The sequence below is a fragment of the Oceanobacillus kapialis genome, assembly GCF_044790185.1.
GTDB classification, from domain to species: domain Bacteria; phylum Bacillota; class Bacilli; order Bacillales; family Amphibacillaceae; genus Oceanobacillus_B; species Oceanobacillus_B kapialis.
Map to the genome: position 1 here is coordinate 2343162 of NZ_CP085256.1, position 22501 is coordinate 2365662.

The 22501-nt window shown below is 42.2% G+C and carries 18 protein-coding genes, 3 rRNA genes and 1 other annotated feature; of the genes, 6 read left to right on the top strand and 15 right to left on the bottom strand.

The annotated features are described in order from the left end of the window. Positions 1 to 36 precede the first annotated feature (36 nt). Positions 37 to 351, bottom strand: a complete 315-nt coding sequence (locus LG273_RS12260; protein ID WP_379563783.1) for a thioredoxin family protein — start codon at positions 349 to 351, stop codon at positions 37 to 39. A gap of 232 nt (positions 352 to 583) precedes the next feature. On the opposite strand from LG273_RS12260, the gene LG273_RS12265 reads away from it, so the two are divergent. Beyond that, the gene (locus LG273_RS12265) at positions 584 to 1024 is read left to right on the top strand and encodes a YtoQ family protein (RefSeq protein WP_379563781.1); all 441 of its coding nucleotides are present in this window, start codon (positions 584 to 586) and stop codon (positions 1022 to 1024) included. A gap of 131 nt (positions 1025 to 1155) precedes the next feature. Here LG273_RS12265 and LG273_RS12270 read toward each other — a convergent pair whose 3' ends face one another. Next, complete coding sequence (locus tag LG273_RS12270) at positions 1156 to 1662, bottom strand: DUF84 family protein (protein ID WP_379563779.1); 507 nt, start codon at positions 1660 to 1662, stop codon at positions 1156 to 1158. A gap of 88 nt (positions 1663 to 1750) precedes the next feature. After that, positions 1751 to 2821 (bottom strand): M42 family metallopeptidase, encoded by a 1071-nt coding sequence (locus tag LG273_RS12275; protein ID WP_404453926.1) that lies wholly within the window; start codon positions 2819 to 2821, stop codon positions 1751 to 1753. 259 nt (positions 2822 to 3080) lie between these two features. On the opposite strand from LG273_RS12275, the gene LG273_RS12280 reads away from it, so the two are divergent. Beyond that, positions 3081 to 3395, top strand: coding sequence for a PepSY domain-containing protein (locus LG273_RS12280; protein WP_344007991.1), 315 nt, complete (start codon positions 3081 to 3083; stop codon positions 3393 to 3395). A 48-nt stretch (positions 3396 to 3443) separates the two neighbouring features. Here the strand turns inward: LG273_RS12280 and LG273_RS12285 are convergent, their stop codons facing one another. Both LG273_RS12285 and trmB read right to left on the bottom strand, forming a co-directional pair. Further along, on the bottom strand, positions 3444 to 4295 hold the full coding sequence (locus LG273_RS12285; RefSeq protein WP_379563775.1) for an MBL fold metallo-hydrolase: 852 nt from the start codon (positions 4293 to 4295) through the stop codon (positions 3444 to 3446). A 128-nt stretch (positions 4296 to 4423) separates the two neighbouring features. Beyond that, positions 4424 to 5068, bottom strand: coding sequence for a tRNA (guanosine(46)-N7)-methyltransferase TrmB (trmB, locus tag LG273_RS12290; protein ID WP_379563773.1), 645 nt, complete (start codon positions 5066 to 5068; stop codon positions 4424 to 4426). Positions 5069 to 5145: 77 nt separating this feature from the next. Here trmB and LG273_RS12295 point away from each other — a divergent pair, with 77 nt between their 5' ends. Beyond that, on the top strand, positions 5146 to 5433 hold the full coding sequence (locus LG273_RS12295; protein ID WP_379563771.1) for a YtzH-like family protein: 288 nt from the start codon (positions 5146 to 5148) through the stop codon (positions 5431 to 5433). Here the strand turns inward: LG273_RS12295 and LG273_RS12300 are convergent. The 5 genes from LG273_RS12300 to LG273_RS12320 form a co-directional block, all read right to left on the bottom strand. Then, entirely contained in the window at positions 5420 to 6238 is an 819-nt protein-coding gene (locus LG273_RS12300) for a phosphotransferase (RefSeq protein WP_379563769.1), read from the bottom strand. The two genes, LG273_RS12295 and LG273_RS12300, sit on opposite strands and share 14 nt — an antisense overlap. A gap of 79 nt (positions 6239 to 6317) precedes the next feature. Continuing rightward, positions 6318 to 7259: an NERD domain-containing protein gene (locus tag LG273_RS12305; protein WP_379563767.1), complete on the bottom strand. Its 942-nt coding sequence runs from the start codon at positions 7257 to 7259 to the stop codon at positions 6318 to 6320. Further along, on the bottom strand, positions 7234 to 7824 hold the full coding sequence (gene thpR, locus LG273_RS12310; RefSeq protein ID WP_404453931.1) for an RNA 2',3'-cyclic phosphodiesterase: 591 nt from the start codon (positions 7822 to 7824) through the stop codon (positions 7234 to 7236). Before thpR ends, LG273_RS12305 begins: the two co-directional genes overlap by 26 nt. Before the next feature lie 2 nt (positions 7825 to 7826). Beyond that, positions 7827 to 8546, bottom strand: coding sequence for a pseudouridine synthase (locus LG273_RS12315; protein WP_379563763.1), 720 nt, complete (start codon positions 8544 to 8546; stop codon positions 7827 to 7829). Positions 8547 to 8556: 10 nt separating this feature from the next. Continuing rightward, on the bottom strand, positions 8557 to 10179 hold the full coding sequence (locus tag LG273_RS12320) for an oligosaccharide flippase family protein (protein ID WP_404453934.1): 1623 nt from the start codon (positions 10177 to 10179) through the stop codon (positions 8557 to 8559). Positions 10180 to 10348: 169 nt separating this feature from the next. On the opposite strand from LG273_RS12320, the gene LG273_RS12325 reads away from it, so the two are divergent. After that, positions 10349 to 11596: an NAD(P)/FAD-dependent oxidoreductase gene (locus tag LG273_RS12325; protein ID WP_404453937.1), complete on the top strand. Its 1248-nt coding sequence runs from the start codon at positions 10349 to 10351 to the stop codon at positions 11594 to 11596. A gap of 94 nt (positions 11597 to 11690) precedes the next feature. Continuing rightward, positions 11691 to 11885, top strand: coding sequence for a hypothetical protein (locus LG273_RS12330; RefSeq protein ID WP_404453940.1), 195 nt, complete (start codon positions 11691 to 11693; stop codon positions 11883 to 11885). Between the two features lie 686 nt (positions 11886 to 12571). On the opposite strand, the gene rrf is transcribed toward LG273_RS12330, so the two are convergent. From rrf to LG273_RS12350, 4 genes are all read right to left on the bottom strand, one after another. Continuing rightward, positions 12572 to 12687: ribosomal RNA gene (rrf, locus tag LG273_RS12335) — 5S ribosomal RNA — on the bottom strand. Positions 12688 to 12813: 126 nt separating this feature from the next. Continuing rightward, positions 12814 to 15732, bottom strand: a 23S ribosomal RNA gene (locus LG273_RS12340). 563 nt (positions 15733 to 16295) lie between these two features. Beyond that, positions 16296 to 17859 (bottom strand): 16S ribosomal RNA (locus tag LG273_RS12345). The 16S, 23S and 5S rRNA genes sit together here, the layout of an rRNA operon. A gap of 617 nt (positions 17860 to 18476) precedes the next feature. Beyond that, the gene (locus tag LG273_RS12350) at positions 18477 to 18797 is read right to left on the bottom strand and encodes a rhodanese-like domain-containing protein (protein WP_404453943.1); all 321 of its coding nucleotides are present in this window, start codon (positions 18795 to 18797) and stop codon (positions 18477 to 18479) included. Positions 18798 to 18940: 143 nt separating this feature from the next. On the opposite strand from LG273_RS12350, the gene LG273_RS12355 reads away from it, so the two are divergent. After that, positions 18941 to 19687 carry a hypothetical protein gene (locus LG273_RS12355; protein WP_404453946.1) on the top strand — a complete coding sequence of 249 codons (747 nt, stop codon included), beginning with the start codon at positions 18941 to 18943 and terminating at the stop codon, positions 19685 to 19687. A 39-nt stretch (positions 19688 to 19726) separates the two neighbouring features. Here the strand turns inward: LG273_RS12355 and leuS are convergent, their stop codons facing one another. Further along, a complete protein-coding gene (gene leuS / locus LG273_RS12360; RefSeq protein WP_404453949.1) occupies positions 19727 to 22141 on the bottom strand; it encodes a leucine--tRNA ligase in 2415 nt (804 codons plus the stop codon). 55 nt (positions 22142 to 22196) lie between these two features. Continuing rightward, positions 22197 to 22411, bottom strand: a binding site (T-box leader). Positions 22412 to 22501 lie beyond the last annotated feature (90 nt).

Here is a 22501-nt window from a genome sequence, read left to right on the forward strand (position 1 = left end):
GACATGGAATGATTGCATGCTACTTTCCTTCCTTGTTTAGGAAAGTCCTTGTAAAAAGTCAACAATCTCTTCTTTTGTTTTACGATCCTTGCTTACAAACCTTCCTGTTTCTTTTCCGTTTGAAAAGGCAAGAAAGCTAGGAATACCATAAACATCATGCTCCTGACAAATTTCGATGAAATCATCACGGTTAATTTTGATAAACGTATAAGCAGGAAATTCTTCCTCTATCTCTGGAAGAACGGGTTCTATCACTCTACAATCGGGGCACCAGCCTGCAGTAAAGTACATGATAACATTTTCTTTATTTTTCCATTCATTTAATTGTTCTACTGATTCAAGTATTTTCATTTATATCAACTCCCTTTCATATCATATCTTTCTTTTGCCCATGATTCAATTATCAAGGCTATCTAACAGTAAACAAATTTTCATCTCTTCTCCTACTATGCCACATTACACTATGAAATATGGCATTAAAGATATTATCTCAAGTAAAAGAAATGTTAAAGTCTAAATCCTTTGCAAGAGCTTTCTTTTTCGTTACGATATAGTAAAAGAATTCTGAAAGAGGAGGATTATAATGGAACTAACTGTCTATTTAGCAGGTCAAATTCACGATGATTGGCGCGAGGTATTAAAGCAGAAAGCAGAGGATAAAAAGCTGCCACTTACATTCGTCTCCCCTCAAACCAATCATGAGCAATCCGATGATATTGGAGAAGATATTCTTGGCAAACAGCCTAGTAATTTATACAAGGATGATGCTGCTTCCAGTATTAATAATTTGCGTACTGAGGTACTCATGAACAAAGCAGATGTAGTGATTGCGCTATTTGGAGAGCAATACAAGCAATGGAATACGGCTATGGATGCTAGTACGGCCATTACGTTAAATAAACCAACCATCATTGTTAGGCCAGAATCTCTCATCCACCCTTTAAAAGAGTTGAGTAATAAAGCAAACGTAACCGTAGAAACTGTTGATCAAGCGTTAGATGTACTGGCTTATATTTATGCGTAAAATTGGAGAATAATTGTTTAACTAAAAACATTATCGCTATTTTCATTAAAAGAAGCAGCGTTTTTACCGCTGCTTCTAATTATATTTTTTACAGTGCTTCATGAGCCCACGACTTTTAACAATTAATTTCCTTATCTAGTAGACCAATATTCCCATTGACCACGCAGTAATGTAGTAACGTGGGTAAACATAGCTTGGCGACTAACAAGGTCATTTGTAAAGATCCCGATTGCCCCCTCCTTTTTACTAATCCCTTTTCTTTTCACATACGTATCCATTAAAATCCCGAGTTCTACACCAGCTTGCAATTCTTTAGTAAACTCCTCTGGTAACGCAACACGCGCTCCACTAGCTGTGTAAATTTTTTCATCTTTTGTAACGAGTGCACCCCAATTACATAAAAAAAGAGCTCCTTCTACTTCCATCACGCCACCTTCAAGACCAAACCCTAAATGAGCGCCTTCACTGTTAACACATTGCATTGCTCTGTTAATGGCCCCTTGTCTTGTCTCTTCATCTGACATAGGTTGTGGTGCCACATTAGAAGGTACATCAAGGGGAGTGACATGATCGAAAGCAAACACCGTTCTAACCGCTTCTATCTTTGTTGGATTTTGTGAGCCGATAACTATATTCATATCCACACCTCTTTCACTATAATCTATTAACGAAGTCAATTCATAAAAAAGACTCTGCTATAGAGCAGAGTCTTTTAAAATAGAGAAATTAAGCTTTCTTAATCTGTTCTACTGTGTTTGCATCTGTCTGTTTAACAAGCTTAACAAGTAATTCTTTTGCTGCTGCATAATCATCGACATGGATAATAGAAGCAGAAGTATGAATATAGCGTGAGCATATACCCACAACAGCAGAAGGCACACCGTTGTTGGATAGGTGTACTCTCCCTGCATCCGTACCACCTTGAGATATAAAGTACTGATAAGGAATTTTGTTGGACTCCGCTGTATCTAAAACAAAGTCTTTCATTCCTTGATGCGTAATCATAGAGCGATCAAAAATCCGAAGTAGGGCACCTTGTCCAAGCTGACCAAACTCCTCCTTATCACCTGAAGCATCATTAGCAGGAGAAGCATCAAGTGCATAGAAAATATCTGGTTTAATCATGTTCGCTGCAACCTGTGCACCTCGAAGTCCCACTTCTTCCTGTACTGTCGCACCAGAAAAAAGCTGGTTTGGCAACTTCTCGCCTTGTAGTTCTTTTAACAACTCAATGGATAGTCCGCAACCATAACGATTATCCCATGCTTTGGCCAGTAATTTCTTTTCATTTGCCATTGGTGTAAAAGGAGTTAACGGAACAACTTGCTGTCCAGGCTTTATGCCAATTTTTTCTGCATCTTCCTTGTCATCTGCTCCAATATCAATTAACATGTTTTTAATTTCCATCGGTTTTTGACGCTGGGCTTCCGTTAAGTTATGTGGTGGGATAGACCCAATCACTCCCACAACAGGGCCGTTATCTGTGATAATCTGGACGCGCTGTGCAAGAAGGACTTGGCTCCACCATCCACCAAGCGTCTGGAAGCGCAGCATTCCATTTTTAGTTATTTGTGTAACCATAAAACCAACTTCATCCATATGGCCAGCTACCATTATCCTTGGCCCGTTTCCATCTCCATTTTTAACCCCAAACACACCGCCAAGGTTATCCTGGATTATCTCGTCCGCATATTTTGTTAGTTCTTCTTTCATGAAAGAACGCACAGCATGCTCGTTCCCTGGAGCTCCCTGTAATTCGGTTAAATTACGAAAGAGTTCTAATGTATCCTGTTTCATCTAATCCCCACCTTTAATTATGTATTATCATTAGTATAACGGAAAATGTCGTTCTCTTTCCACTATTCACTTTTATCACGACATGCTCTTGCAGTCTGGTTTGTATGGAAAGCCACCACCCATCTAGTATATAAGGAATACCTTTGTTGAACCTTCACCTAATATATTTATTGTTTTCTATTTTTAAACGGATAAGGTATACTATTAATTGAAAATAATATACGAGCTTGATAATAAAACTTAGCATGAGGTGATCAGAATGAGTGTAAAACGAGTAGTCTTGGCCGCTGGGATCGGTGCCGTAATCGGCTATATGGCAAAGCAACAATATGACAACTTCCAAAAGGTTACACCCGAAAAAGCACTAAAACATGCAAAAGAAACATTTAAAAAGCAAGGACCGATAAGTGGTTCTTGGATTTATATGAAGCCAGAGGAAATTGAGAAAGACGGCTTGCTATACAATGCCTACCGTGGCGGGGTGACACGTACCATCGATGGCGAAAACAAGCAATACGAATTTCATGTAGATGTCAATACAGGCGCCGTTTTAGGTGCTACACAAACTGCTTAAAAATGTAATAAACCAGACGCTTTTTTACGAAGCTGTCTGGTTTTTCTATTACTTTCTATTTTTTTCTCTATCTACCCGATCGATTATCTCGCCATCTTCATTAAATTTAATAGCCCTGTAAAAGGCATCATGATAGAACGTATACCACGAACGGTTGGCATATCCGGTTGCCATCCATTTCTCTTTTTCAAGCACGCTTGTCACAGGGTAATCATCATAGGCGAGCGCCCATAGCTTGTTTTGGTGCGCATGGGTGGGCATAATATCTGCCATGTGTAAAAAGCTCTCTTGCCCTTCTTGAAAATACACAATTGCATGTCCATCACTATGACCACTCGTATGTATCATACGTAGTCCATCAACGAGTTCTATCTGTTCGGAAAAAGTTTGGACCTGGTCTGCAATGGCCTCCCAGTTTTCTTTCCAATATGTATTAACACTTCTTATGTTGGGATTTCGCATTTCTTCCCATTCTGTCTTTGTTGTATAAATAATGGCATTGGGAAATACAGAACGGTATGTTTCTCCTTCTTTTACGGTTAAACCACAGGCATGATCAAAGTGTAAATGGGTCATCAACACCCCGTCAATATCCCCAACAGTTAATCCTACTTCCGATAACGATTCTTCAATAAATGATTCTTCCAGTACCCCATAATTTCTCTTTTGCTTATCTGTAAACTTTCTATTTCCAATCCCACTATCAATAAAAAAATTCTTACCTTCGAGTTGCAGTAATATCGGGTCTGTACGTAATTCAATCTGATTCTTTTCGTTCACGGGGTATTTTTTGCTCCACAGAGCTTTTGGAACAACACCAAACATTGCCCCACCATCCATATGGGTGACACCACCCTTTAACCAAGTCAATGTCGCTCTACCAACTTGTAGTTTTTCCATTGCTTCTTCCCCTTTCTTTATTGCACTAAGTGTAGCAGAAGGTTTCTACTGTCTGCAAGCGTTACCAATATAGTACAAAAAGCAAGCAAACGCTATAACTAACAAAAAAAGAACCTTCAATGAGGTCCTTAATTTTGTGAAAAATGGGCACGACAGCGATAAATCCGCTGTCCTTTTGCTGAAAACTTCTCTTCGTATTCTGTCATAACATTCGTGGGGTCTTCTACTGCATGTAGATCAAGGTTTACTTCTTTTAACTTTAACCCAAAATGAGAAAAGCTAACTAAGGAATACTCAAAAAGACCCTGATTATCTGTTTTAAAAACTAACTCTCCATCGGGAGTAAGTACCTTCTCATAGTGCTCTAAAAAGCTATAGTAGGTCAACCTTCTTTTCGCATGACGCGTCTTTGGCCATGGATCCGAGAAATTCAAATAAATACATGCTATTTCTCCATCCGCAAAGATTTCACGTAAGTTAGCGGCATTTTCATTTAATAACAATATGTTTTGCTGTGGTGATTCCATTATCTTTTGGGCAGCCGTGACTACGATGCTTTTAGCCAATTCGATTCCAATAAAGTTAATGTTGGGATATTGTTCCGCCATTCCAACCAGAAATTGACCTTTCCCTGTACCAATCTCGATATGGATCGGATTATTGTTCCCAAATACTTTGTTCCAATTTCCTTTATGCTGTTGGGCTTCCGGGATAACGAGATGTTTATTTTCTTGTAAAAATGTATCTGCCCAAGGCTTGTTTCGTTGACGCATATACAGCACCTTTCTTTGTTTATAATGTGTATAGAAATGACATAAATGCTGAAAATAAGATAAGAGGTGATTCAAAAATGTCTTTAACAACTAACGACCAATTAGCTCTTCTATTAGATCTATTGGATGAACAATCAGGTGAATGTTGTGGAAATGTCTCAGAATATCAACAAATAAAAAGGCTTGTTCATTCTATGTTAAAAAATGATCAGCTAAACGGTACGCAGCTAGCAGAAGTTTTACCGGATATATACGATTATAGTAATCAAGGCGAAAGGGTAACAAACGTGCCCGAACATATAACTGCACATCAAGATAATTTAGCGCAATGGATTGGTGAAATTGAACAATTTACAGCAAAATAGACGTTTTAATGTACGTATTAAGCTCATCTAAATTGTGAAGTCTTTCCATTACTTTATAGTATTCGTTACGTTCACTATGCCAGCAAACGTAATGCAGAGCATCCATAAGCAAATACCAAAACATTCTTTCAACAAGTTCTCTGTCCATCGATATACCGTACTTTTGTAACCAGTCATCCCATTCTGATTGAGGAATGTACCATTTGAGAACCATTCCATAATCAATGACAGGATCTGCAATAAGGGCATTATCCCAATCAATTAGATAAAGATGGCCTTCATTCGTTACAAGTATATTGTTATGATTTAAATCCCCATGACACACAACCTGTTGCTGGTGCCTTGTCACAGGAAGCATTTGCTCAAGGTAAGTCATTGCGGTTGCAACAGAGGCGTACTTCTCGATAATTCCTAGCTGTCGCAAACGATCTTTTATATATTGAAACCCTTCATCAGAGGACACGGGTTTTTTTCCAATCCGCATTAACATATGCAATAATTCAGAGGAATCATGAATTTTACGTAATAACTCGGCTACCTGGTAGTGTTGCATCTCAGCAGGTTTCAGTTCTCTTCCTTCCAGCCATTCCTGGGCTGTGATTACATCCCCATTCTCCATACGTTTCGTCCAGATTAATTTAGGGACAATCCCTTCTGCTGACAATACAGCTAAAAAAGGGGAAGAGTTTCGTTTAAGAAACAACCGCCTGTTTTCTTTTGTTGCTAAATATGCATCGCCAGTTAGCCCACCAGCTGGTGATACTTCCCAGCCTTTTCCTAGAACTTGCTCAAGCCAGTTCCTCATATATTCCTCACATCTTTCAAAAAATAGCATTCAACTACTTATTTTATAGGGATTGATTTAAAAATACAACTTTTTATTTCTAATTTTTATCATCATCTGCAAATGTAAAGGTTATCGCTTCTTCTTCCCATTCTGGTCGCTTGACTGAAGTTGTCTGACAATGACTTAGTAAAGCATCTGCAGCTTTAAGCTGACTACTTTTTAATGGGGCGGAAAGCGTCCGTTTCGCTTGAAACCATTCCTTAAAAGTTCGTTGATCAATGATGTTTGTTTGATATGGCTTGTAATGGTTAATAATTAAGTTTGTTCTTGAGAGAACTGTTTTCTGAATCGGAAAGTCAATACTTTTTGTACGTAAAATGCTTCTTACAATTTGCTCGGTCCTTTTTAGTGCAATTAACGGGTTTAAAAGCTTTCTACTATCTTTCTCACCTTTTACTGTCCAGGTTCTCTCTTCTCCTGCAATAAAGGAGGCGCCTTTTTCTGCTTCTGCCATATAGATTATCTCAATGCCCAGCGGACTTATGAGAAGGATTTCTCCATCTACTGGTGCCTTTTTAATCGAGAAGATAGGGAAATACATGAGCAAATAAGAATCTGGGAAACGTTGTAAAAAGAACTTTAATAAGGGATCCTCTAGAAGCTTCTTATTCATAATCGAACGCTCAGTAACTGTAGATGTAGCCCATTTTATTTGAAAATCAAATAGCTCATCTAAAAAGTAGTGTTTGAGTTCTTCTTCGGTGCCTGGCAGCTCCTCTTTTGGCTGCTCCTTTTGTTCTTCATCAGTGTTGGGAACATCCTTTTTCCAGAATGATTTCAGCTTCGAAACACGCGAACTGCTAGTTTCTACTTCCATTTCTGTTTCTTCAAGTGCTTGTTCAGGGTTAAGCCAGCGATCATATAATTTAGTCCAATTATCTTGTTTTAAACGTATGTACTGACTAGGATAACGATATGTATCCCACTCATAACGTGTTATATAATCATGCAATTTAATCAATTGTGCCAGTGTCACCATCTCCCTCTAAACTAAAACTGGCAACCTGCTTGTATTTTGGTCGCTGCTGCGGAAAAATCTGGTAAAGTACAACTCTCTCCACCGTAATGGTCTCAATATCATTGTACGGTTGGATTATGCTATCAAGTTTCCCTTTGTTCGCTTCCCCTCTCCAATTTTTGGCAACCGTAATGTGGGGACGATAGGGTCTATTCTCTTTGGCTATACCACATGAAGTTGAAGCATCCTCTACAGCAGAATACAGGTTAACGAGAGGTTCTGTTTTTTCCACTCCTGCCCATAGCACCCGGGGTTTACTTGGATTACCAAAGTACCCAATTCCTTTAACTTTTATTGAAAAAGACGGTAGCTTATGAACTGCTGTAAGGATACTTTCCTTTAATAGCTGTACTTTATTATCGGGCAAATCGCCATAGAACTTTAGAGTAATATGAAAGTCTTCGGGAAACGGCCATTGTTTATATGGTAAATGTTTTTTAAAGGAATCCTGTTCCTGCGATAGTCGCTCTTTAAGTTTCTCTGGGATAGGGATTGCGATAAAATAATGATTTCCCAATTTCTTCACCTCTATTTAGGTCTCATGGATAAGCAATAGTTCTTCTCCTCTTGTGTAAGCACTCTGTACTCGCCAAGGCCCAGGGAAGCATCCAAATGAAGCTCGCCCATTTTAAGGCGTTTCAGGTAGAGGACTTTTCGATTTACTGCTTCAAACATTCTCTTTACCTGATGAAATTTTCCTTCGGTAATCGTAACAAGAACTTCGGATGGTTCACCATTTTTAATAACTTCTAAACCTGCTGGCCTTGCATGATAACCATCTTTTAGTGTGATCCCTTCCTGAAATAGCTTTATATGCTCTTCTGTTACTTCCCCGTCAATTGTTGCAGCATACTCTTTCTTAACATCCTTCTTAGGTGAGGTCAGTTCATGGGCAAGCTGGCCATCATTTGTCAGTAACAGCAAGCCTTCCGTGTCCTTATCAAGCCTTCCTACTGGAAATGGTTCAAACCTCTTTGCTTCACCACTTAACAGATCAATTACCGTTTGATCATGTGCATCCTTTGTGGCTGAAAGATAGCCTGGTGGTTTATTCATCATTAAGTAAATATATTTTTCGTAATTTACTTCCTTCCTATTCACTTCAATCTTGTCAGTATCTGGGTCTATCTGTATTTTCCCGTCTCTAATAACGTGTCCATTCACTGTTACCGTTTTTGCTTTTAACAGGCTTTTTACTTCTTTCCGGCTGCCATACCCACTATTTGATAGTAATTTATCAACTCGCATTTTTCCTCTCCTATCTACGGAATATCCGGTCTAAGAAACGGATACGATTTCCCAGTACCCTCTCAAGTAATGTAGAGTGGTAGGCAAACCACATATATACAGTCCCACCCGTTAAGACAGCTATAGCTAACATGATGGTAGCACCTGTACGCGATTCCTCATAAGGGATAAATTGTCCCCCTATAAGCTTGGTTATCCAAATAGTAATCGCCATGAATAACACGAAAATTAATATTAATACAGTTCGCTTAAATGTCTGTTTAAAGGAAAAGTTAATTGATTTTTTTATTCGATAGAGATTCAATGCAACAGCAATAATAGCAGCAAGTCCAGTGCCAAAAATTGCCCCTTTTGCACCGAACATATGAATGAGCTGAATATTAAATAGAATCTTAACAACAAGTCCTACGAGTAAGCTTATCACCGCATAATTTTGTTGGTTAACACTCTGTAAAATGGCAGAAGTAACACTGTACAATGCAAAAAATAAAGCCACAGGTGCATAAAGACCTAACAAGGAACCTGATATATCCAATTGATCCATCCCACCAAATAAAGAACCATATGCTTCATCGGACAATAAGGAAAGTCCAATAATGGCAGGAATTACAAGAACCATTACAATTTGTAGCGTTTGGTTCACTTGTTTTGTAAGAAGTTCTGTATTTTTTTGGGTATAAGATTTAGTCAAAGCAGGTATAATCGCCAGTGACAAACCTGTTGCCAATGTTATCGGTATGATTACAAGCTTATGACCATAATTACTAATAACACCAAAAGAGAACTCCCATACATCCCGTCTCCCGGAGTCTACCATTGCCCTCTCGAAGGTCACGGAATCAACCAGTTGATATAGCGGGATAGCTAATCCTACTAGGACAAATGGCCCTGCATAACGGAACAACTCTGCCACTAAATCCTTTGTTGGGATATTATTGTGGAAGGTTTGTTGTTGCCTTTGCTTAGCAAAATGTGGTCTTCTCTTACGCCAATATATGTATAGCACAATGCACGAAGCAAGTGCTGCAATAAAGGCAGAAAACGTGGCAAACCCGATTGCGATCGTCGTGGAGCCATCCAATAACTTGATAATAACAAAGGTTACACCGAGTATAAACCCGACTCGAACAATTGATTCGACAATCTGTGAAACAGCTGTTGGCCCCATCGAATTATTTCCTTGAAAGAACCCTCTGACTATACTCATTGCTGGAATTACAATTAAAGCAACACTTACCATACGAATAACAAAGGTCACATCTTCTGCAGATATACTACCAGAATTTTCAGTGGTAATCATTTGATTTGCAAGTAATTCTGCACTAAAAAACAGTGCTAAGAACGAAAGAAGGCCCGTCACTGCCATCATGATCATACCTGTTTTAAACATTCGCATTCCCGTTTCATAGTCCCCAACAGAATTATATTTGGAAACAAATTTCGAAACAGCTAACGGAACACCTACTGTAGAAATACTAATAAATATACTATACGGTATGTACCCAAATTGAAAAAGGGCCCCTCCCGTCTCTCCGACAAGTGCATTAAATGGAATTACATAAAGCATGCCAAGGAGCTTTGATAAAAAGGAAGCACCCGTCAATAACATGGTGCCTCTGATAATATTCGACATATTTTCACCTGCATCTAATTTCTAGTCTACCTGATATTTTATCATAAATAAGCCGCGGACTAATAACGATATTTTTATACAAGGGAAATTCGTGAAACGCTGCTTATGCTGAACGTTGTGAACAGGCTTCAGCAATGGTATGATACACAGGAAAGGAATGAACTATTAAATGTATGATGTAATTGTTATTGGTGGAGGCCCATCAGGCTTGATGGCAGCTATAGCAGCTGCAGAGAAGGGTGCTAAAACCATGTTAATAGAAAAAGGAAAGAAATTAGGAAAAAAATTAGCAATTTCTGGTGGAGGACGTTGTAATGTGACGAATCGCCTTCCAGAGGATGAAGTGATTAAGCACATACCGGGGAACGGCAGATTTTTATATAGTGCTTTCTCTGTTTTTAATAACTATGACATTATTTCGTTTTTTGAAAAATTAGGTGTTGAATTAAAAGAAGAAGATCATGGGCGAATGTTCCCTGTGTCAAACTCTGCTAAAACAGTAGTTAATGCCCTTATTAATAAACTTGAGGAATTAAACGTAAATATTCAATTAGAGACAGAAGTGGAAGCTATACATTTTGCAATTGATGAACCTCATCAGGTAATTCTCAAAAATAAACAAACATACACCACAAAGTCTGTTGTAATCGCGGTAGGAGGAAAAGCAGTACCTCACACGGGAAGTACAGGAGATGGTTATGCATGGGCCAAAAAAGCTGGTCATACCATCACAGAGCTTTATCCAACAGAGGTAGCCTTAACTTCCAAAGAAACCTTTATCCAAAATAAATCCTTACAAGGGCTATCACTCCGTGACGTTGCCCTTTCCGTATTAAATAAAAGAGGCAAGCCCATCATCACGCATAAAATGGATATGCTGTTTACACATTTTGGTGTTTCAGGCCCGGCCGTTCTTCGTTGTTCTCAGTTTGTAGTAAAAGAACTAATGAAAGGCCGGGACCAGGTAGAGATGCACTTAGATGTAATCCCACAAAAAAAAGAGCACGTTTTATTAAATGAAACCTTTAAGGCAATAAAAGATCATCCAAAACGTTCTATAAGAACCATTTTAAAAGGGCTGGTTCCTGAACGGTTACTTGAATACCTGTTACAAATAAACGACATTGCACCAGAGCAAAATGGTGCCAATATATCTAATGAGTCTATCCGCAGTATTATAGCAGACATGAAAAACTTCACGTTTGCAGTAGAAGGTTCATTGCCTCTTGAAAAAGCATTTGTTACTGGTGGGGGTGTATCCATTAAAGAAATTATTCCGAACACAATGCAATCAAAATTAATGGAAGGTTTATTCTTTTGCGGAGAAATCTTAGATATCCATGGTTATACAGGCGGGTATAATATTACTTCTGCATTAGTCACAGGCAGGCTTGCCGGTAGCAATGCGGCAGATTAATGATTACCATTTGCTACCTTGCATCACTTTATAAATTATGTTCAAGCTAAGCATGTCTGATAAATAATCATGATTTTTTGAAAGGGTGTAGGACATGCAGAAAAATGGAATGTGGATACCTCTATTAGCTTCTGTAGGAGTAGGCGCTGCAACGTATTATACCATGACGAAAAACAATCAAAACTTCGGACAAGCTATGGAAAAAATGATTCCACTTGTTTCACAGATGGGTGGAAGTAGCCAAAATGAGAGTAATTCCGGGAAGCTAGGACCATACGGAATGAGCTAATAAAAGCGTGCCTCAATGGCACGCTTTTATATTTCAGTAGTTGGTTCTAGCTTCATTCTTTATCAATAGTTATTATATAAAGCAGATTAATCTATTTTATCAGAACAAAAGCGCAAGCGCCCGTTTTAAGGAACGCCGACTAAGTTCGCCTCGTCCTGAGGCAACGTCGGCATGACCCGGATCCTCCGGGCCCACGTAGCGAGTGGAACGAATCAACTGAGATAATGTTTCATGCCCCTGCATCAGGGGTATGTCGGCGTTGGCCGGCAAGGCCGGTTTTAGTCGACCTTCCTTTATTTTACGAACCGATGATGACTTTCACCACAAGGGTATAAGTGCGACTAAGCCTCTGGTTAAAAGAAAAGCGCAGAGCGTCGTTTAGAAACGTAGCGGATGGAGCGAATCAACTGAGATAAAGGAATCACGGTAAGGATACGAACCGATGATGACTTATCGTAGGGCGATGCGTGAAGCCGCCTAGTTTCTGACGCTCGGAGCTAGACACAACACCAGTCGGCAAGTCTTCTTTATCGTAGGGCGATTTCGTGAAGTCGCCTAGTTTCTGGGCGCTGGAGCTGGACGTGGTTGTTGCTGTAAATGAACAACATACCGCCAATTATTTATACTTCCTTATCTATCGAAAAAGGGTTATGCATAATATTATGCATAACCCTCTTTTCTTTTTTGCCTGGCGGCGTCCTACTCTTGCAGGGGCAAAGCCCCAACTACCATCGGCGCTGGAGAACTTAACTTCTGTGTTCGGCATGGGAACAGGTGTGACCTCTCCGCTATTACTACCAGACCTGAGATATAGGTCAAACTAGGTGATAACGTAACATATTATATGCATTTTCTTTAAAAAATGCAATATTATTTTACTTATACCCTAAAAACTAAATAAGAGAAAACAACGAATCAAGAAAAAAGTTTAGTTAAGTCCTCGATCTATTAGTATCCGTCAGCTCCACGTGTCACCACGCTTCCACCTCGGACCTATCAACCTCATCGTCTCTGAGGGATCTTACTCACTCGAAGTGATGGGAAGTCTCATCTTGAGGGGGGCTTCATGCTTAGATGCTTTCAGCACTTATCCCTGCCACACGTAGCTACCCAGCTATGCTCCTGGCGGAACAACTGGTACACCAGCGGTGTGTCCATCCCGGTCCTCTCGTACTAAGGACAGCTCCTCTCAAACTTCCAACGCCCACGACGGATAGGGACCGAACTGTCTCACGACGTTCTGAACCCAGCTCGCGTACCGCTTTAATGGGCGAACAGCCCAACCCTTGGGACCGACTACAGCCCCAGGATGCGATGAGCCGACATCGAGGTGCCAAACCTCCCCGTCGATGTGAACTCTTGGGGGAGATAAGCCTGTTATCCCCGGGGTAGCTTTTATCCGTTGAGCGATGGCCCTTCCATGCGGAACCACCGGATCACTAAGCCCGACTTTCGTCCCTGCTCGACTTGTAGGTCTCGCAGTCAAGCTCCCTTGTGCCTTTACACTCTGCGAATGATTTCCAACCATTCTGAGGGAACCTTTGGGCGCCTCCGTTACCTTTTGGGAGGCGACCGCCCCAGTCAAACTGCCCGCCTGACACTGTCTCCGAACCGGATTACGGTCCTGGGTTAGAAGGTTCGTACAGCCAGGGTGGTATCCCACGGATGCCTCCACGTAAGCTAGCGCTCACGCTTCGAAGGCTCCCACCTATCCTGTACAAGCTGTACCAACATTCAATATCAGGCTACAGTAAAGCTCCACGGGGTCTTTCCGTCCTGTCGCGGGTAATGCGCATCTTCACGCATAGTATAATTTCACCGGGTCTCTCGTTGAGACAGTGCCCAAGTCGTTGCACCTTTCGTGCGGGTCGGAACTTACCCGACAAGGAATTTCGCTACCTTAGGACCGTTATAGTTACGGCCGCCGTTTACTGGGGCTTCGGTTCTACGCTTCGGCTTGCGCCTAACGCTTCCCCTTAACCTTCCAGCACCGGGCAGGTGTCAGCCCCTATACTTCGCCTTACGGCTTCGCAGAGACCTGTGTTTTTGCTAAACAGTCGCTTGGGCCTATTCACTGCGGCTCCTCCATAAAGGAGCACCCCTTCTCCCGAAGTTACGGGGTCATTTTGCCGAGTTCCTTAACGAGAGTTCTCCCGCTCACCTTAGGATTCTCTCCTCGCCTACCTGTGTCGGTTTGCGGTACGGGCACCTTTGAACTCACTAGAGGCTTTTCTTGGCAGTGTGAAATCTGGAACTTCGGTACTCAATTTCCCTCCCCATCACAGCTTGAACTTAAGTTGGACGGATTTGCCTATCCAACATTCTCACTGCTTGGGCGCACACATCCATCGGTGCGCATTCCATATCCTACTGCGTCCCCCCATTGCTCAAACATTCAAGAGGTGGTACAGGAATATCTACCTGTTGTCCATCGCCTACGCCTTTCGGCCTCGGCTTAGGTCCCGACTAACCCTGAGAGGACGAGCCTTCCTCAGGAAACCTTAGGCATTCGGTGAAAGAGATTCTCACTCTTTTTTCGCTACTCATACCGGCATTCTCACTTCTGTGCGCTCCACCAGTCCTCACGGTCTGACTTCACAGCACACAGAACGCTCTCCTACCATTGTTCGAAGAACAATCCGCAGCTTCGGTGATACGTTTAGCCCCGGTACATTTTCGGCGCAGAGTCACTCGACCAGTGAGCTATTACGCACTCTTTAAATGATGGCTGCTTCTAAGCCAACATCCTGGTTGTCTGGGCAACTCCACATCCTTTTCCACTTAACGTATACTTTGGGACCTTAGCTGGCGGTCTGGGCTGTTTCCCTTTCGACTATGAACCTTATCACCCATAGTCTGACTCCCAAGTCTAAGTATCTGGCATTCGGAGTTTGACTGAATTCGGTAACCCGATGAGGGCCCCTAGTCCAATCAGTGCTCTACCTCCAGTACTCGATGCTTGAGGCTAGCCCTAAAGCTATTTCGGAGAGAACCAGCTATCTCCGTGTTCGATTGGCATTTCACCCCTACCCACACCTCATCCCCGCATTTTTCAACATACGTGGGTTCGGGCCTCCAGTCAGTGTTACCTGACCTTCACCCTGGACATGGGTAGATCACACGGTTTCGGGTCTACGACCGCATACTATATCGCCCTATTCAGACTCGCTTTCGCTGCGGCTCCGTGTCTTCCACTTAACCTTGCATACGATCGTAACTCGCCGGTCCATTCTACAAAAGGTACGCCGTCACCCATTAACGGGCTTCGACTACTTGTAGGCACACGGTTTCAGGTTCTCTTTCACTCCCCTCCCGGGGTGCTTTTCACCTTTCCCTCACGGTACTGGTTCACTATCGGTCACTAGGGAGTATTTAGCCTTGGGAGATGGTCCTCCCGGATTCCGACGGAATTTCTCGTGTTCCGCCGTACTCAGGATACACTCCGGAGGAAACTCCTTTTCGATTACAGGGCTCTTACCTGCTATGGCTGATCGTTCCAGATCGATTCATCTAAAGAGTTTCTTTGTAACTCCGTGTGGAGTGTCCTACAACCCCAGAAAGCAAGCTTTCTGGTTTGGGCTAATTCCGTTTCGCTCGCCGCTACTTGGGAAATCGCATTTGCTTTCTCTTCCTCCGGGTACTGAGATGTTTCAGTTCCCCGGGTCTGCCTTCGTTACCCTATGTATTCAGATAACGATACTGTTCCATTACGAACAGTGGGTTCCCCCATTCGGAAATTCCCGGATCAATGTCTACTTACGACTCCCCGAGACATATCGGTGTTAGTCCCGTCCTTTATCGGCTCCTAGTGCCAAGGCATCCACCGTGCGCCCTTATTCACTTAACTAAGTTACAGTAAATAAGCGTGCTAATTTCTTAGCCTTGCATTACTAATCCAGCTTCAACAACTAGCGATTAGCGTGACTTCCTTCACCTTCGTACGATAAGTCAACATCGATTCCCTAACGGTCATCGTGTTTCCTTTATCTCCTACGGCTCAGTCCAGTCCGTACATCGCTGAACAGTTGTTTCAGCTTTTTATTTGATGTCGTTGTTACTCTTATTTAGTTTTCAAGGTACAAACTTCCACAGGATGTGGTGGCTTCTGTGTTCGTCACAGGACGTGACGGGTTTTAACAGAAGTTCCTTCAATCCTTTGAGAGATTTTTAATTGCTCCCTCAAAACTGAACCAAACAACCATGTATGTCCTTACCGGAAGGCTCTCGCAAGAGAACCTTCGGCGTTCCGTTAGTCCAGCTACAGTGCTCAACGACTAGTAAACTTCCTTCACCTCCGTACGATAAGTCAACAACAATTCGCTACGCTCATTGTGTTTCCTTTATCTCCTTCGGTTCAATCCAGTTTATACGTCGCTAATCGAGCCCTTTCGCCTTCTTAATTATCCTTAGAAAGGAGGTGATCCAGCCGCACCTTCCGATACGGCTACCTTGTTACGACTTCACCCCAATCATTGGTCCCACCTTCGGCGGCTGGCTCCAAAAGGTTACCTCACCGACTTCGGGTGTTACCAACTCTCGTGGTGTGACGGGCGGTGTGTACAAGGCCCGGGAACGTATTCACCGCGGCATGCTGATCCGCGATTACTAGCGATTCCGGCTTCATGCAGGCGAGTTGCAGCCTGCAATCCGAACTGAGAATGGTTTTATGGGATTTGCTTGACCTCGCGGTTTTGCTTCCCTTTGTTCCATCCATTGTAGCACGTGTGTAGCCCAGGTCATAAGGGGCATGATGATTTGACGTCATCCCCACCTTCCTCCGGTTTGTCACCGGCAGTCACCTTAGAGTGCCCAACTAAATGCTGGCAACTAAGATCAAGGGTTGCGCTCGTTGCGGGACTTAACCCAACATCTCACGACACGAGCTGACGACAACCATGCACCACCTGTCACTCTGTCCCCGAAGGGAACTTCCTATCTCTAGGAATAGCAGAGGATGTCAAGACCTGGTAAGGTTCTTCGCGTTGCTTCGAATTAAACCACATGCTCCACCGCTTGTGCGGGCCCCCGTCAATTCTTTTGAGTTTCAGCCTTGCGGCCGTACTCCCCAGGCGGAGTGCTTAATGCGTTAACTTCAGCACTAAGGGGCGGAAACCCCCTAACACCTAGCACTCATCGTTTACGGCGTGGACTACCAGGGTATCTAATCCTGTTCGCTCCCCACGCTTTCGCTCCTCAGCGTCAGTTACAGACCAGAGAGTCGCCTTCGCCACTGGTGTTCCTCCACATCTCTACGCATTTCACCGCTACACGTGGAATTCCACTCTCCTCTTCTGTACTCAAGTCCTCCAGTTTCCAATGACCGTTCGCGGTTGAGCCGCGAGATTTCACATCAGACTTAAAGGACCGCCTGCGAGCGCTTTACGCCCAATAATTCCGGACAACGCTTGCCCCCTACGTATTACCGCGGCTGCTGGCACGTAGTTAGCCGGGGCTTTCTGGTTAGGTACCGTCAAGGCCGGGTCAGTTACTACCCGACTTGTTCTTCCCTAACAACAGAGTTTTACGATCCGAAGACCTTCATCACTCACGCGGCGTTGCTCCGTCAGACTTTCGTCCATTGCGGAAGATTCCCTACTGCTGCCTCCCGTAGGAGTCTGGGCCGTGTCTCAGTCCCAGTGTGGCCGATCACCCTCTCAGGTCGGCTACGCATCGTCGCCTTGGTAAGCCGTTACCTTACCAACTAGCTAATGCGCCGCGGGCCCATCTGTAAGTGGCAGCCGAAGCCGCCTTTCAACTTCTCGTCATGCAACGAAAAGTGTTATCCGGTATTAGCCCCGGTTTCCCGGGGTTATCCCAGTCTTACAGGCAGGTTGCCCACGTGTTACTCACCCGTCCGCCGCTCATTCCACAAGCGTCACCCCCGAAGGGGATCTGCTTGCTTCCTGCGCTCGACTTGCATGTATTAGGCACGCCGCCAGCGTTCGTCCTGAGCCAAGATCAAACTCTCCAAAAAAGTTTGTATCATGTAGACACCAATCAACATGATGCTTCTTAGCTTCACAGAAGCTGACTTCTGCTTTGTATTTCTTTGAAAAACAGCAAGCTGTTTTTCCTTGACATACTGGTTGTTTTGTTCAGTTTTCAAAGAGCAATTTGTTTCGTCGCTTTTTTAAAGCAACTTTTATAGTATATCAGGTTAATCCGTTACTGTCAACAACTTTTTTAGAATTTCCATCTAGCTGTCGAGCGAAGTAACCCACCCATTTTTTTCGACAGATTTAATCTGCCCTTTGCGGTGGAAAATTATTATAGCATCTTTCAACAATAATAGTCAATAGCTTTTTTATTGAAAATCTAGAAGAGCTTACTGAAAGGATATATAACGCTGTAGAGGGCGAAGAAGGCACTTCTCTGACAAGCATTATTGTCGGACTTTAGAGTTTGAAATTCTTCAAATGCCTTTTTTAATAGCCTCTCAATTAAAGTAAAACTTCATTTGGTGGAGGTTTCCTTTCCTCCCCTACAAAACGAGAGTTGAACCAATCGAACCTTTACTGGCAATTGATCTCCGGGGCTCTTACTGCCGATTGAGGTGGGATAAAAAGAGGAGACTTTCAAGTCTTCCCCTCTCTATTTATCTTTCACCTCTACATCGCCTTCCCATTCGAGCATGCCACCAGCCATATTGCTAACATCGTACCCTTGTTCTTTTAAGTGCGTTGCAGCTCGCATACTTCTCCGGCCAGATCGACAAACCATAACATAATGTTTATCCTGATCCAATTCTGATAAAGAATCAGGAACTTCTTGTAAAGGAATGTGCTTTGCTTGTGGAATAATACCTTGTGCAACTTCCTCATCTTCTCGGACATCTATTACTTCAAGGTTTTCTTCTTTATTGTTTAATCGTTCGCGTAACGCTTGAGGTGAAACCTCATTTATTTCTGCCATTTTGAAATACCCTCCTTTATATCTTATAAATTTTATGATACGTATTCGTTGGATAACATGCAACTATCCGACACAGACTATAAGAAGTATAGAAAGAAACAAATAAGACACCAACTAGTGTCCTATAGAAAGAAGGATATTTTATGAGAAAAGCAGCCACACTTTTTTTTGTCATTTTTACTACATTATGTACAGTAAGTAATGTAACAGCTGAGGAAAACCATTCCACGTTAATAGAAACAATTCAGGGAGATGTTACAGGAGATGGGCAAACGGAAGAGGTTAAATTATATGGTATTAAGTTTTCACCAGATTCAGCTTATTTTCGACAAATATGGGCTGAGATCATCGGAGACAGCAAAAGAAATTGGAAGATTACGTACCAAGGAGGTTATGAACCTAAAATACAATTAATTGATTTGAACCATGATGGTATTAAAGATATTTTTTACCAAAGTGCTACAGGTGGAAGTGGTGGATTATACAATTACCAACTGAATACTTTAGCTAAAGGTGTATTAGAGGAAATCCCGCTTCCAGAACAGCGTTTTCTAGAGGGTTCTTTTAAAGAGAATTTTATCGTTTCGATTCAAATCTCTCCTGATAGCCCCCCTTATGAGATGGATGTATCAGACAGAGCTGAAGATTATATTAGATTAGGCATTTATAACGAGGAGGGAGATCTTTTAAAGCCTCAATCGGTTATGATTGATCCAATTGCATTTTTCGAACCAGTGCTTATAAGTAAGCGTAAAGGCTATGGGCTGAAAAGTTATCAACAAATTAGCGGTGCCTATCATGCTGACGGATTAGGAACTGTTGAGTCGCTTTGGTATTTCGAAAATGGTAAATGGATATTACTTCAGACAGATTGGATACCATCAAATTAAAAAGAGGGCTCCTCTATCCAAAGGAGCCCTCTTTATATATTAATTTGCAACAATATTTACAAGTTTTCCTGGAACTACAATTACTTTGCGAATTGTTTTGCCTTCCAATAACTCTTGTATTTTTTCATCCTTCAGTGCCTTTTCTTCCAGTTCTTCCTTGGATATATCTTTTGCAACTGTTAATTTAGCGCGAACTTTCCCCATGATTTGGACCACAACTTCCACTTCATCCTCCACTAACTTGGACTCATCATAAGTCGGCCATTGTTCGTAACTAATCGTATGCTCATGCCCTAAGCATTCCCACAACTCTTCTGCAATATGAGGAGCTACAGGGGAAAGCATTTTAACAAAGCCTTCCACATATTCTGTTGGCAATTGTTCTGCCTTGTACGCTTCATTAATAAATACCATTAGCTGTGAAATCCCTGTATTAAACTGAAGGTTGCTAAAGTCTGATGTTACTTTTTTAACTGTTTCGTGATAGACCTTTTCTAGGGACCCATCATTATCCTCAGTTATTTTAGCAGAAAGGGTGCCTCCTTCATTCGTAAACAATCTCCAAACTCTGTCTAGGAACTTCCGAGCACCATCCAGTCCGTTTGTCGACCAGGCTACTGCAGCATCTAGTGGACCCATAAACATTTCATACAAGCGCAATGTATCGGCACCATGAGAGAAAATAATATCGTCCGGGTTCACAACATTTCCTTTGGACTTACTCATCTTTTCATTACCTTCGCCAAGAATCATACCTTGATTAAACAATTTCATAAATGGTTCTTTTGTTGGAACAACACCGATATCGTAAAGAAATTTATGCCAGAAACGAGCGTACAATAGATGAAGAACCGCATGCTCTGCACCACCAATATAAATATCAATTGGCAACCATTTTTCCAGCGCCTTAGGGTCGGCAAGCTGCTCAGGGTTTTCTGGGTCAATAAAACGTAGGAAATACCAGCAGCTACCTGCCCATTGTGGCATCGTGCTTGTTTCCCGACGTCCTTTCATTCCTGTTTCTGGATCTACAACATTTACCCATTCCGTAGCATTTGCCAGTGGAGATTCTCCTGTACCGGATGGCTCAATTTTTGACATCTTAGGCAGTTCAAGCGGAAGCTCCTCTTCTGGAACAGTAGTCATAGTTCCGTCTTCCCAGTGAATAACCGGGATTGGCTCTCCCCAGTACCGTTGTCTTGCGAACAACCAGTCACGCAAACGATAGGTTACTTTCTTTTCCCCTTTTTCATTTTCTACAAGCCATTCTATTGACTTGGTAATGGCTTCATCTTTCGCCATTCCATTAAGAAAGTCTGAGTTGATATGCTCTCCGTCACCTGTATAAGCTTCCTTAGAAACGTCCCCTCCAGCCACAACTTCTCGAATAGGAAGGTCAAATTTCACAGCGAATTCATAGTCACGCTCATCATGAGCAGGAACTGCCATTATGGCACCAGAGCCGTATGACATGAGTACATAGTCAGCAACCCAGATTGGCATTTTTTCCTTGTTAACCGGGTTAATTGCATAAGCACCGGTAAACACGCCACTTTTATCTTTAGCAAGATCTGTACGTTCCAAATCGGATTTTGTTTGAACCTTATTCAGGTAGGCTTCTACTTCCTCGGTTTGTTCCTCTGTAACGATTTGCTTAACTAGAGGATGTTCAGGCGCTAGAACAGCATAAGTGGCACCAAAGAGTGTGTCCGGACGAGTTGTAAATACAGTAAACAGGCTATCATGGTCTTCAATAGAAAAGTGAACCTCTGCTCCTTCTGATCGGCCAATCCAGTTCCGTTGCATATCTTTTATGCTTTCAGGCCAGTCGACATCTTCCAAATCTTCCAGAAGGCGATCTGCATATGCCGTAATTTTAAGCATCCACTGCTTCATAGGTTTACGTACAACCGGATGACCTCCTCGTTCACTTTTCCCATCAATTACTTCTTCATTAGCCAATACTGTCCCTAATGCAGGACACCAGTTTACGGCAACTTCATCCATATAGGCGAGACCTTTTTCGTAAAGCTTGGTGAATATCCACTGCGTCCACTTATAATAGCTTGGTTGCATGGTCGAGATTTCTCTATCCCAATCATAGGAAAAACCAAGTTCTTGAATTTGTCGCTTAAAGGTAGCTATATTCTGTTCAGTAAAAGCAGCGGGGCTATTTCCCGTATCAATAGCATATTGCTCTGCCGGCAGCCCAAATGCATCCCAGCCCATTGGATGTAAAACTTCGTAACCTTGCATTCGTTTCATTCTGGAAATGATGTCGGTTGCTGTATACCCCTCAGGATGCCCTACATGCAAGCCCGCTCCTGAAGGATATGGAAACATATCTAATGCATAAAATTTTTCCTTCTCTGAATACGTGTCTGCTTTAAATGTTTTCTGTTGCTCCCAATGTTTCTGCCATTTCTTTTCCACTTCTCTGTGGTTAAAACTCATTGTTTTTCCTCCTTTTTTAACAAAACGCCCAATAAAAAAAGCCACTCATCCCTTATGAAGGGACGAGAAGCTTTGCTCCCGCGGTACCACCCAAATTAACGCATGTTTGCGTTCACTTGTCTTCCTTAACGCGGATATACGGCAGAAACTACTTTCACTTCATTTCTGCGACTTCAAGGTGAGTTCATACCCCTATTGGTAACAGTTTGCACCAACCACTGTCTCTCTAAACCAAAACGAGATATTACTATTCCTTTGCATTGTCGTTATATTATGTACTCGAATTGTAATGAATCCATGTCGCTTTGTCAAGGCAATAGATGCGGAATTTTGTTAAACTAAGCATACGAAATGCGAAAG